We start from the raw sequence: 12,047 nt of genomic DNA on the forward strand, positions 1-12,047 counted from the left end.
CCGGATCATCCGGTGCCGGGCCTTTCCCATGTGCTCAGGGCTTCATGTCGACGAGCACGCGTCGCAGCAGCTTTCCCGTCGCATTGCGCGGCAGTTCGTCGAGGAAGACGACGTCGCGCGGGACCTTGTAGCGGGCCAGGTTCGCCTTGACGTACTCCTTGATCTCCTCGGCGTCGCGCTCGGAGCCCTCCGCCGGCACCACGAAGGCGCGCAACCGGTGACCGAAGTCCGGATCCTCCACGCCGACCACCGCGGCGTCGAACACGTCGTCCCGCTCGACGAGGAGGTTCTCCACCTCGAGCGGGTACACGTTCTCGCCGCCGGAGACGATCATGTCGTCGTCTCGGCCGTCGACGAACAGCAGCCCATCCTCGTCGAAGTGCCCCACGTCACCGGTCGAGAGCAGACCGTTGATGCGCTCCTTGTCCCGGCCGTCGGTGTAGCCGTCGAAGCTCAGACCGCTCGCGACGAAGATCCGGCCCACCTCGCCGGGCGTCGTGATCCGGTTGCCGGCCTCGTCGTACAGTTCGACCCGGCACGTCACCGGCGGCCGTCCGGCCGTGCCCGGCGCCCGGCGGATGTCCTCGGGAGTGGCGACCGTGGCCACCGCGCATTCGGTGGAGCCGTACAGGTTGTGCAGCACGTCGCCGAAGTATTCACGGGTGCGCCGGCACACGTCCGGCGACAGCGCGGACCCGGCGGAGAAGATGATCTGCAGGCTCGATGTGTCGTACCGCCCGATCGTCTCGCCGCCGAGGTCCAGGATCCGCTGCAGCATGGTCGGCACGACGACCAGCACGTTGGCCCGGTGCCGCTCGATCAGGCGAACCGTCTCGAGCGGGTCGAACCGTCGCTCCATCACCACCGTCTGCCCCAACGCCAAGGCGAGCCCGAACTGCGAGATTCCGGTCCCGTGGAACGCCGGCGCCGCCATCAGCATCGTCTGTCCCGGCCGCAGCGGTACCCGGTCCAGGAACTGCGCCGAGGCGAGCGGCGACGTGCGCTCGCGCGGGGCGCCCTTGGGTGTGCCGGTGGTGCCGCTGGTGAGCAGAACGAAACCGCCCAGCGTGCTCGGCGGCGGAACGGCGGACCCGTCGAACTGCGCGAGCACGGACTCGATGCCCGGTGGGCCCGGCTCGTCGCCCTCGGGCCACGAGCTGTAGGTCCGCACCTCCGGCGGCAGGGCGGCCGCCACCGCCGCGAACTCGGCGTCGTAGACGAAGGTGCCCACACCTTCGCGCGCGGCGACGTCCGCGAGCTGCCGCGGAGCGAACCCGGTGTTCATCATGACCAGCTTGGCGCCGAGCTTGGCGGCGGCGAGCATGGTGAGAACGAGTCCGCGATGGTTGCGGGCCATCAGGCCCATCACGTCCCCCGCCGCGACGCCGTCGGCCTGCAGCGCCCGCACGAGCGCGTTCGACTGCGCCTCGAGTTCCTGGTAGCTCAGCCGGCCGCGCTCGTCGACGAGGGCGACGGCGTCGAAGCCACGCGCGGCGTGGGCGTGCACCGGTCCGGCGAACGGACCGTAGCGGCTCACCGCGACGAGGGTGCCGATCCCGTGGTCCACCCGGGGGAAGTGCAGCAGCCCGGAGCGGGCGAGCACCCGTACGGCGCCCAGCGTGTCGGTCACCCCCCCGGCGGCACCGGTGATCCTGTCGATGATGTCCTGCCCGGGCATGCTGTCCCCTTCGAGCTCGTGCCGGATTCGCGTCACCGCAACCCTAGTGGTGACGCGCCTCACAGTCATGGACATTCGTCCGAATTGCCGGCGGGCACCCGGACGGGAGGCGATTCCGGCCCGCGCGGCGGTGACGGCAGGATCCGTTCGTGATCCGATACCTCGCCTCCGGGGCGTTCGAGTGACCGAGGAACGGTGGCGCCGCCTGTCCGAATGGCCGATGGCCACCGCGGCGGGGATGTTCCTGGCCGCGTACGCATGGCTGGTGCTCGCCCAGCTGGCGGACGGCACGGCGCGGGTGGGCGAGGCGGTGATGGTGCTCACCTGGGTGTCACCGCGGTCGGCTACGGCTATTTCGCCCCGTCACGGCCACCGGCCGGCTGATCGCGGCCGCCCTGATGATCGCGGGCATCGCCCTGCTCGGTGTCGTGACGGCCACGTCGGCGTCCTGGCCGGTCGAGCGTGTGGGCGAGCAGGACGAGGCGAGCCAGGCGGCGACACGGGCGCAGGTGGCCGCGCTGACGGCCGAGGTGGTCGCCCCTCCGCGAAGATCTCCGCCGCGCACGTGAGGACGATTCCGCCGGCTCTCGCGTGTAGCGGACCGGCCCAGGAGCGCGAGAGGGCCCCCACCGTCGGTGCGTACGGCGGGGGCCCGACCCCTCGGAGAAGTGGTCTGTGACCTGCTACTTCAGCTCGGCGCTCGACAGGCCCAGCAGCCGCCGCGCGATGATGAGCTGCTGGATCTGCTGGGTGCCCTCGAAGATGTCGAGGATCTTCGAGTCGCGCGCCCACTTCTCGAGCAGCGGACGCTCGGAGTAGCCGTAGGTGCCGGCCAGTTCGACGGCCTTGAGGGTGACCGCGGTGCCGGTGCGGCCGGCCTTGGCCTTGGAGATCGAGGCCTCGAGCGAGTTGGGATGCTTGTTGTCGGCCATCCACGCGGCCCGCAGCGCCTGCAGGTAGGCCGCCTCCCAGTCGGCCTCGAGCGCGAGGAACTCGGCGGCCGCGGCGTGCTGGTTGCAGGCCGGGATGTCGTAGGACACCTCGACGCCGGCGTCGACGAGGATGCTGCGCAGTTCCTCGAGCGCCGCGCGGGCGACGCCGACGGCCATGCCGGCGACGATCGGGCGGGTGTTGTCGAAGGTCTGCATGACCCCCGCGAACCCCTTCTCGACGTTCACCTCGGGGCTGCCGAGCAGGTTGTCCTTCGGGATCCGGCAGTTGTCGAGCACCAGGACGGCGGTGTCGGAGGCCTTGATGCCGAGCTTGTGCTCGAGGCGCGCCACGCTCAGGCCGGGGGCGTCCCGCGGGACGACGAACGACTTGATCGCCGCGCGCCCCTTCGACCTGTCGACGCTCGCCCACACCACCACGTGGGTCGAGCGCTCGCCGGCGGTGACGAAGATCTTCTCGCCGTTGAGGACCCACTCGTCGCCGTCGAGGACGGCGGTGGTGGTCACGGCGGCGGAATCGGAGCCGAAGCTCGGCTCGGTGATCGCCATCGACGCCCACACCTTGCCGAAGCGTTCGAGCTGCTCGTCGGTGGCGACGGCGGCGATCGCCGAGTTGCCGAGCCCCTGGTAGGGGATCGACAGGGTGAGCCCCACGTCGCCCCAGCAGGTTTCGATCACATTGAGCAGCGACGCCATGTTGCCGCCGTTGACGTTGCCGGCCTGCTTCTTCGGCTCGTCGCCGCGGCCGAGCGCCGCGCCCGAGGCGCCCTGGCCGGAGTCGTTCAACCCCTCGACCATCGCGGCCATCGTGTCGAGCTCGACCGGGTACACGTGCTCGGCGAGGTCGTACTTGCGCGAGACGGGACGGAAGATCTGCGCGGCGACCTGGTGCGCCTGGTTCGCCGACGCCTTGAGCCTCTTGGGAAGTTCGAGATTGATCATCACAGATTCCTAGGTGTGAGGTGACGCTGCCGGATCGGGCGGCTCAGACGAGGACGACGCCCTCGGCGACGCCCACGGCGCGCAGGTCGCGGTACCAGCGTTCGACGGGGTGTTCCTTGGTGAAGCCGTGGCCACCGAGCAGCTGGACGCCGTCGAGGCCGATCCGCATGCCCTTGTCGGTGGCGAGCTTGCGGGCCAGCGCCGCCTCCCGGGCGAAGGACAGGCCCTGCTCGGCGCGGGCCGCGCCGCGCAGCGTGACCAGCCGGATGCCGTCGAGCTCGATCTTCATGTCGGCGACCATGAAGGCGACGGCCTGCCGGTGGCTGATCGGTTCGCCGAACGCCTCCCGTTCGTTGACGTAGGGGACGACGTAGTCGAGCACGGCCTGCCCGGTACCCATGGCGAGGGAGGCCCAGCCCAGGCGGGCGAGGCGGACCGCGTCCGCGTACTGCTCGGCGCGTGCGTCGGCGTCCGCGTCGCCGAGCAGGGCGGCCTGCGGGACGGCGACGTCGGTCAGATGCAGCCGGCCGAGCCCGGCGGCACGCAGGCCCATCGACGGGTCGGCCTCGATCGCGACGCCCTTGCTGTCGGACTCGACCAGGAACAGCGACGGCTTGCCGTCGAGCTCGGCGGCGACGACGAACAGTTCGGAGCTGCCGGCGGCCGGCACGAGGGACTTGACGCCGTTGAGCCGGTAACCGCTGGGGGAGCGAACCGCCTTGGTCTGCAGCGCGAACGGGTCGAACAGGGCGCGCGGCTCGGTGATCACGACACAGGCCTGCGGGACGTCGTCCCCGGCGAACGCCGGCAGGTAGGTCCGCTGCTGCTCCTCGGTGCCCCACTGGGTGAGGGCGACCGCGACGCCGCTCGGCGCGAGGATCGGCAGGGCCAGCCCCATGTCGCCGTGGGCGAGCGCCTCGGCGACGAGCGCGTTGGTGACGGCGCCCCGCTCGGTGGCGGCTCCTTCGAACGCCTCGGGCACATTGACGAGGGTGATGCCGAGTTCGGCGGCCCGGGCGAGGAGGTCGGTGGGGGCGGCGGCCGCCTCGTCGGCGTCGTGCGCGGCGGGCCGCAGGATCTCGGCGGCGAACTCGCGGACGGTCTCGGCGATCATCTGCTGATCGTCGGTGGGGGTCAGGTCGAACAGGTCGGTGCGGACGGCGGGGTCGAGGCGCTGAGGTGCGTTGCCGCCGGTGACCTTCTTGAAGGTGCGGGTGGCGGCGCCGAGCGTCTTGAAGCCGGTCTTGGTGGACTGGTAGGTCACCCGGTCGATGGCCTGTCGGAGGTTGTACCGGTCCGCGAGCTCCGAACCGGTGATCCGCGTGAGCACCCGCATCGCGGCGCCCATGACGTCCCGTCGGAGGGGATTCAGGCCCACCGCGGACGTGTCGCGAGGGGTGTTCCGGGCCACACTCTCTTGCTTGCTCATGATCACCAGAAGTTTCTCGATGTGGGGACGGACACCACCTACCTTACTCCGGAGTAAGGTAGGTGTCTACTATCGAGTAAGTTCGGGGTGGGCGGGAGTCGCGCGGATCACCGCAGGCGCGTGAGCACGCCCTCGTGCAGCGCCCCGTTGGTGGCTACCGCGCTGCCGCCGTGCGGGCCGGCCGCACCGTCCAGATTCGTGAACCGGCCTCCCGCCTCCCGGATCAGCACGTCGAGCGCGGCCAGGTCCCACAGGGACACCTCGGGCTCGAGTGCGATGTCGACCGCACCCTCCGCGAGCAGGCAGTACGAATAGAAGTCGCCGTAGGCCCGCACCCGCCACACCTCGTCGGTGAGCGCGACGAACTCGTCGCGCCGACCGCGATCGCGCCAGCCGGACAGGCTCGAGAAGCTCAGCGACGCCGCGGACAGGTCGGTGACCTGCGAGACGGCGATGCGGCGCGGCTCTGCGCCGTCGTGCGCCGTCCACGCGCCCGCGCCCGCCGCGGCCCACCAGCGACGGTTCAGCGCGGGGGCGCTCACCACCCCCACCACGGGCACGCCGTCGTCGAGCAGGGCGATGAGGCTGGCCCACACCGGCACGCCGCGCACGAAGTTCTTCGTCCCGTCGATCGGATCGACCACCCACTGCCGGCCGGTGAACACCGCGTCGCCGCCGAACTCCTCGCCGAGGATCGCGTCGCCCGGGCGCTCGGCGCCGAGGGTGCCGCGCACGGCGCGTTCGACGCCGAGATCGGCATCCGACACCGGTGTCAGGTCCGGCTTGTCGGTGACGGTCAGGTCGAGGGCGCCGAACCGGGTGCGCGTGATGGCGTCCGCCTCGTCGGCGAGGCGCAGGGCGAGGTCCAGATCGGCCGAGAGGTCGGTGCTCATGCCTCAGACGCTAGCCGAGAGCCCACCGGGCCCCGAGCGGTGGCGAGGTACCGCCGCACACCCGGTAACCTTGGGAATCGTGCATCCCGATGTTTCCGCAGACCTGGCCGAACTGGCGACCACCCTCGAGACCGTCGAGGCGGTTCTCGACGTGGACGAGCTGCGTCGGCGTATCGACGAACTCGAGCACCAGGCCGCCGACCCGGAGCTGTGGAACGACCAGGAGCACGCGCAGCAGGTCACCAGCCAGCTCTCGCACGCCCAGGGCGAACTCCGCCGCGTCGAGGAGCTGCGCTCCCGGCTCGACGACCTACCGGTGCTCTACGAACTCGCCGAGGGCGAGGAGGGTGAGGACCGCGCCGCCGCCATGGCCGACGCCGACGCCGAGCGGGCCGGCCTGCGCACCGACATCGAGGCGATGGAGGTGCGCACGCTCCTGTCCGGCGAGTACGACCAGCGCGACGCGCTGGTCAACATCCGCGCCGGCGCCGGCGGCGTCGACGCCGCGGACTGGGCCGAGATGCTCATGCGCATGTACATCCGGTGGGCCGACAAGCACGGCTACCCGGTCGAGGTGTACGACACCTCGTACGCGGAGGAGGCCGGCATCAAGTCCGCGACCTTCGCGATCAAGGCGCCCTACACGTACGGCACCCTGTCGGTCGAGATGGGCACCCACCGGCTCGTGCGGATCAGCCCCTTCGACAACCAGGGCCGCCGCCAGACGTCGTTCGCCGAGGTCGAGGTGCTGCCGGTCGTCGAGACCACCGACCACATCGACGTCGACGAGAACGACATCCGCGTCGACGTGTACCGCTCGTCCGGCCCGGGCGGGCAGTCCGTCAACACCACCGACTCCGCGGTGCGCCTGACCCACATCCCCACGGGCATCGTCGTCACCTGCCAGAACGAGAAGTCGCAGTTGCAGAACAAGGTTTCGGCCATGCGCGTGCTGCAGGCCAAGCTGCTCGAACGCAAGCGGCAGGAGGAGCGCGCGGAGATGGACGCGCTCAAGGGCGACGGCGGCAGCTCGTGGGGCAACCAGATGCGCTCCTACGTCCTGCACCCGTACCAGATGGTCAAGGACCTGCGCACCGAGTACGAGGTGAACAACCCGGCCGCCGTCCTCGACGGCGACATCGACGGGTTCCTCGAAGAGGGCATCCGGTGGCGCATGCGCGAGAACCAGAAGCAGAATCAATAACACGGCTACGGAGGATCCACCCTGTTTCCCGGTACCAGGCTCCTCGACTGGCTGTCGACCAGCGGTCTGCAGATCGCGCTGACCGTGCTCGGCGCTGTCCTCGTCGCGCGGTTCGTCAGCTGGACCGGCGGCCGCATCACCCGCCGCATCGACGAGACGTATCAGCAGTCCGACGCGCTGGTGCGCTCGGAGGTGACGAAACACCGGCACTCGGTGGCGCAGGTGATCACCTGGGTGGTCATCACGTTCGTCTACATCGTCGCCACCCTGAAGGTGTTCGACTACCTCGCGCTGCCCATCGGCAGCCTGGTGGCCCCCGCGACCGTCCTCGGCGCGGCGCTCGGCTTCGGCGCCCAGCGCATCGTCCAGGACATTCTCGCCGGATTCTTCATCATCACCGAACGGCAGTACGGGTTCGGTGACACGGTCCAGATCTCGGTCACCGGGGCCTCCGCCGACGCCGTCGGCACGGTCGAGGACGTCACCCTGCGCGTCACCAAGCTGCGCAACGCCGCCGGCGAGGTCATCACCGTGCCCAACGGGCAGATCAACAAGGCCGTCAACCTCTCCAAGGACTGGGCCCGTGCGGTCGTCGACGTGCCGATCCCGGTCACGGCCGACATCGCGGAGGTCAACGACATCCTGCACGAGGTCGGCGTCAATGCCTTCGAGGACGAGAAGCTGAAGGAACTGCTGCTCGACGAGCCCACCGTGATGGGCGTCGAGAGCCTCGAGGTCGACCAGGTCAGCGTTCGCATGGTCGCGCGCACCCTGCCCGGCAAGCAGTTCCAGGTGGGACGGGAACTGCGCGTGCGGGTCGCGCTCGCGTTGCGCCGGCAGGGCCTCACCGTCCATCCACAGCTCGACACGTCCACCCCGATCCACGGGATCGAGGCGGTGCGGTGAGCGAGCCTCGCAGGTTCCACATCCCGGACCACGTCTTCGGCGGCCGGCTGCGTACCGCCACCCTGGCCCTGTGCCTGGTGTGGCTGGGGCTGTGGGTGCTCTACCTGTACCTCAACCCGGAGGAGGAACAGGGCACGGCGACGGCGCCGCCGGGCGCGGTGGTCGTCAGCGAGACGCCGTACGTGCCGTACGTGCCCGAGCCCACCACCGCCGAACCGAGCCCCACGCCGACCACTACGGAGCCGACCCCGACGACGACCACGCCGGCGCCGACCGGGACCGGATCCACGCCCGGCGGAGCGGGTTCGCGCACCGTTCCCGAGGCCCCGGCCCCGACGACCACGACGACTCAGCCCGGCCTGCGGCTGCCCGAGATTCCGATTCCCGGCCTCGGCGATTCGTCCCCCGCCGAACCTACCGGCGAGTCGGTTCCTTAGGTCACCGTCCGATAACGGCTAGCATGGCGGCGTGATCCGCCTGGAGAATGTGTCCAAGTCGTACAAGACGTCGACCCGGCCCGCCCTCGACAAGGTGAGCGTCGAGATCGACAAGGGCGAGTTCGTCTTCCTCATCGGCCCGTCCGGTTCCGGGAAGTCGACCTTCCTGCGGCTGCTCCTGCGTGACGACACGCCCACCTCCGGTGACATCCACGTGGCGGACTTCCACGTCAACCGCCTGTCGGCGCGCCGGGTGCCCAGGTTGCGGCAGAACCTCGGCTGCGTATTCCAGGACTTCCGGCTGCTGCAGCGCAAGACGGTGGCCGAGAACGTCGCGTTCGCGCTCGAGGTGATCGGCAAGCCCCGCTCGGTCGTCGCTCGCACCGTGCCCGAGGTGCTCGACCTCGTCGGCCTGTCCGGCAAGGCCGACCGCCTGCCCACCGAACTGTCCGGCGGCGAACAGCAGCGCGTCGCGATCGCCCGGGCCTTCGTGAACCGGCCCCTGGTGCTCATGGCCGACGAACCGACCGGCAATCTCGACCCGGACACCAGCCAGGACATCATGATGCTGCTCGAGCGCATCAACCGCACGGGCACCACCGTGCTCATGGCCACCCATGACCACCACATCGTCGACTCCATGCGGCGCCGCGTGGTCGAGCTCGATCTCGGTCGGGTCGTGCGCGACGAGGCGCGCGGCGTCTACGGCGTCGGTCGCTGACCGCGCTCCTCCGCTCCCATCGCTCTCGCCCCTCCGGCAACCGAAGGACTTCGACACTCCATGCGTGCCAGCTTCATCCTGAGCGAGGTCGTCACCGGCCTGCGCCGCAACCTGACCATGACCGTCGCGATGATCCTGACCACCGCGATCTCCCTCGGCCTGTTCGGCGCGGGTCTGCTCGTCGTGCAGATGGCCGACAAGACGCAGCAGATCTTCCTCGACCGGGTCGAGGTGCAGGTGTTCCTCACCGACGACATCTCGACCCTCGACCCCGACTGCGAACAGGACATCTGCCGCACCCTGCGCTCGGACCTCGAGAACACCCCGGCGGTGGTGTCGGTGCAGTACCTCAACCGCGAGGACGCCGTCGCCGACGCGACCGAGCGGGTCTTCAAGGACCAGCCGGAGCTCGCCGAGCTCGTCAGTGCCGAGAGCTTCCCGGCCTCGTTCAAGATCAAGCTCTCGGATCCCGACCGCTTCGGGGTGATCGAGGACCAGTTCGCCGTCCGTCCCGGCGTCGACAGCGTGCTCAATCAGAAGGACCTCGTCGAGCGGCTGTTCAGCGTGCTGGGCGGCGTCCGCAACGCCGCATTCGCGATCGCCACGGTCCAGGCGGTCGCTGCGATCCTGCTCATCGCGAACATGGTGCAGATCGCCGCGTTCACCCGCCGCACCGAGGTGGGCATCATGCGGCTGGTCGGCGCCACCCGCTGGTACACCCAGCTGCCGTTCCTGCTCGAGGCCGTCGTGGCGGCCGTGATCGGCGCGGCGCTGGCGATCGCGGGGTTGTTCGTCGCGAAGGGCGCCTTCGTCGACGAGGTGCTCTCGGAGGTCTACGAGGCCAACATCGTCGCCCGCATCTCCAACAGCGACGTGCTGCTGGTCTCGCCGATCCTGGTGCTGGTGGGCGTCGGCATGGCGGCCCTGACCGCCTACGTCACCCTGCGCCTGTACGTGCGTGAATAGCCGCGCGTCGGTGCGCGGGAATATCTCGTTGCGTCCGCTACCTATGCTGTACACAGATCTGTCGGACGCATCGAGGACCGGAGGGGCCCGAAAGTGAAGGAAAAGGGCCGCAAGGTCATCGCCACGAATCGCAAGGCACGGCACAACTACACCATTCTCGACACGTACGAGGCCGGAGTCGCGCTCCTGGGCACCGAGGTCAAGAGCCTGCGCGAGGGCAAGGCGTCGCTCGTCGACGCGTTCGCCACTGTCGACGACGGCGAGGTGTGGCTGCGCGGGCTGCACATCCCCGAGTACGGGCACGGCACGTGGACCAACCACGCGCCCCGGCGCACCCGCAAGTTGCTGCTGCACCGCCGGGAGATCGACAACCTCGTCGGCAAGACCCGTGAGGGCAACCAGACCCTGGTCCCGCTGTCGATGTACTTCTCCGACGGCAAGGTGAAGGTCGAATTGGCGCTGGCCAAGGGCAAGCAGGACTACGACAAGCGGCAGGACCTGGCCCGTCGCACCGCCGAGCGCGAGGTGACCCGCGAGCTCGGCCGGCGGGTGAAGGGCATGCGCTGACGGCGATCGTGCTCGCCCTGGTGGCCGCGGTCGGCTACGGGGTGAGCGACTTCCTCGGCGGGGGCGCGTCCCGCCGGGTGGCGGCGCTGCGGTTCGTGATCGTCTCGTACCCGCTGTCGCTGCTGCTGGTGCTCGCCGCCGCGCCGCTCGTGGGCGGCGACCTCACCCCCGAGTCCCTCGGCTGGGGTGCGGCGGCCGGTGTCGCCGGCGGGCTCGCGATCTGGTGGTTCTATCTCGCGCTCGCCGCGGGCCCGATGTCGGTGGTGTCCCCGCTCACCGCCGTGCTCGTGGCCGGTATCCCGGTGCTCGTCGGGATCGCGACGGGGGAGCGGCCCGGACCGGTCGCCTACGCCGGCATCGCGATCGCCCTCGTCGCCGTCGTGCTGGTCAGTCGCGAATCGAAGGAAGGCGTCGCCGGGGACGAGCAACCCCGATTCACCGCCACCGTGGCGTGGCTGACCGTCGGCTCCGGAGTCGCGTTCGCGCTGATGTTCGTCGCGCTGCACCGCGTCCCCGAGGGCACCGGCCTGTGGCCCCTCGGCATGTCCCGGCTCACGGCGACACTCGTCGTGTGGGCGGTGGCCCTGGGCGTGCGGCAGATGATCCGGCCGCCGAGCCGGGTCTATCCGCACATCATCGCGGTCGCGGTGCTGGACGTGATCGCCAACGGTGCGCTGATGTTCGCCTTCCAGGGCGGCATGCTGTCGCTGGTGAGCGTCATCGGCGCGCTGTACCCGGCGGCGACCGTGCTGCTGGCGATGGTCGTGCTGGGCGAGCGCATCGGGCGGGGCCAGATGACCGGAATGGTGCTCGCCCTCACCGCCGTCGGCATGATCACCGCGGCCGCCTGAGGGCTGTGAGCCACGTCATTCGCATCACGGTGGAAATGGGAATGACGGAGGGGGGTCCGCGCGTTAAAGTGGGTAGTCCTGCGAAGGCCGCAGGTACGTACGGGGCTGAACGGTTTCGACTGCGTACGTTGAGCTAGGGGAAGCGTGTCGGTGCAGGCAAGAGACCACCGTAAGCGTCGCTGCAAACCAATAAGCGCCGAGTCTACTCAGCGCGAGTACGCCCTCGCTGCCTAAGCGAGTGCGTCTCTGTCAGACCGGGTGTGCTCCCGCCCCGGATCCTGGCATCGACTAGGGAGCTCCACCGTACGGCTCGGTCGCGGAGCCGGACGGGACAACAAACAGCGACTGGGATCGTCATCTCGGCTTGTTCGCGGGACCGGGAGATCCAAGTAGAGACATAGCGAACTGCACACGGAGAAGCCCTGGCGAGGCGGCGGAGGACCCGGGTTCGATTCCCGGCAGCTCCACCGGAAACGCGAAGGACCCCGGCCACCCGGCCGGGG

The 12,047-nt window shown here is 69.9% G+C and carries 12 protein-coding genes and 1 other RNA gene; 9 read left to right on the forward strand and 4 right to left on the reverse strand.

Annotation, left to right across the window (positions count from 1 at the left end; genetic code table 11):
- Positions 1–34 precede the first annotated feature (34 nt).
- Positions 35–1,678 carry an acyl-CoA synthetase gene (locus tag CQZ88_RS19305; protein WP_029544536.1) on the reverse strand — a complete coding sequence of 548 codons (1,644 nt, stop codon included), beginning with the start codon at positions 1,676–1,678 and terminating at the stop codon, positions 35–37.
- A 398-nt stretch (positions 1,679–2,076) separates the two neighbouring features.
- Between CQZ88_RS19305 and CQZ88_RS19310 the strand changes: the two genes are divergently transcribed.
- Positions 2,077–2,247, forward strand: a complete 171-nt coding sequence (locus CQZ88_RS19310; RefSeq protein WP_102800166.1) for an ion transport protein — start codon at positions 2,077–2,079, stop codon at positions 2,245–2,247.
- A 114-nt stretch (positions 2,248–2,361) separates the two neighbouring features.
- Here CQZ88_RS19310 and CQZ88_RS19315 read toward each other — a convergent pair whose 3' ends face one another.
- The 3 genes from CQZ88_RS19315 to hisN all read right to left on the reverse strand — a co-directional run bounded on the left by CQZ88_RS19315 (position 2,362) and on the right by hisN (position 5,892).
- Complete coding sequence (locus tag CQZ88_RS19315; RefSeq protein ID WP_102800167.1) at positions 2,362–3,570, reverse strand: acyl-CoA dehydrogenase family protein; 1,209 nt, start codon at positions 3,568–3,570, stop codon at positions 2,362–2,364.
- Between the two features lie 43 nt (positions 3,571–3,613).
- Positions 3,614–5,005, reverse strand: a complete 1,392-nt coding sequence (locus CQZ88_RS19320; protein WP_102800168.1) for an acyl-CoA dehydrogenase family protein — start codon at positions 5,003–5,005, stop codon at positions 3,614–3,616.
- Between the two features lie 101 nt (positions 5,006–5,106).
- Positions 5,107–5,892 carry a histidinol-phosphatase gene (gene hisN / locus CQZ88_RS19325; RefSeq protein WP_102800169.1) on the reverse strand — a complete coding sequence of 262 codons (786 nt, stop codon included), beginning with the start codon at positions 5,890–5,892 and terminating at the stop codon, positions 5,107–5,109.
- 79 nt (positions 5,893–5,971) lie between these two features.
- Between hisN and prfB the strand changes: the two genes are divergently transcribed.
- From prfB to ssrA, 8 genes are all read left to right on the forward strand, one after another.
- Positions 5,972–7,096 (forward strand): peptide chain release factor 2, encoded by a 1,125-nt coding sequence (gene prfB, locus CQZ88_RS19330; RefSeq protein WP_029544529.1) that lies wholly within the window; start codon positions 5,972–5,974, stop codon positions 7,094–7,096.
- A gap of 78 nt (positions 7,097–7,174) precedes the next feature.
- Positions 7,175–8,002, forward strand: coding sequence for a mechanosensitive ion channel family protein (locus CQZ88_RS19335; protein WP_373566485.1), 828 nt, complete (start codon positions 7,175–7,177; stop codon positions 8,000–8,002).
- Positions 7,999–8,439 (forward strand): hypothetical protein, encoded by a 441-nt coding sequence (locus CQZ88_RS19340; protein WP_102800170.1) that lies wholly within the window; start codon positions 7,999–8,001, stop codon positions 8,437–8,439. The genes CQZ88_RS19335 and CQZ88_RS19340 overlap by 4 nt, the downstream gene beginning before the upstream one ends.
- Positions 8,440–8,470: 31 nt before the next feature.
- A complete protein-coding gene (gene ftsE, locus CQZ88_RS19345) occupies positions 8,471–9,160 on the forward strand; it encodes a cell division ATP-binding protein FtsE (RefSeq protein WP_029544525.1) in 690 nt (229 codons plus the stop codon).
- 60 nt (positions 9,161–9,220) lie between these two features.
- Complete coding sequence (gene ftsX, locus CQZ88_RS19350; RefSeq protein WP_006940612.1) at positions 9,221–10,126, forward strand: permease-like cell division protein FtsX; 906 nt, start codon at positions 9,221–9,223, stop codon at positions 10,124–10,126.
- A gap of 93 nt (positions 10,127–10,219) precedes the next feature.
- Positions 10,220–10,693 carry an SsrA-binding protein SmpB gene (smpB, locus tag CQZ88_RS19355; protein WP_006940611.1) on the forward strand — a complete coding sequence of 158 codons (474 nt, stop codon included), beginning with the start codon at positions 10,220–10,222 and terminating at the stop codon, positions 10,691–10,693.
- Between the two features lie 8 nt (positions 10,694–10,701).
- Positions 10,702–11,544 carry a DMT family transporter gene (locus CQZ88_RS19360; protein WP_102800171.1) on the forward strand — a complete coding sequence of 281 codons (843 nt, stop codon included), beginning with the start codon at positions 10,702–10,704 and terminating at the stop codon, positions 11,542–11,544.
- A 101-nt stretch (positions 11,545–11,645) separates the two neighbouring features.
- Positions 11,646–12,014: a transfer-messenger RNA gene (gene ssrA / locus CQZ88_RS19365) on the forward strand.
- The last annotated feature ends 33 nt before the right edge of the window (positions 12,015–12,047 follow it).

It is taken from the genome of Rhodococcus sp. ENV425, from assembly GCF_002887785.1.
In the GTDB taxonomy this organism is placed as follows: domain Bacteria; phylum Actinomycetota; class Actinomycetes; order Mycobacteriales; family Mycobacteriaceae; genus Rhodococcus; species Rhodococcus aetherivorans.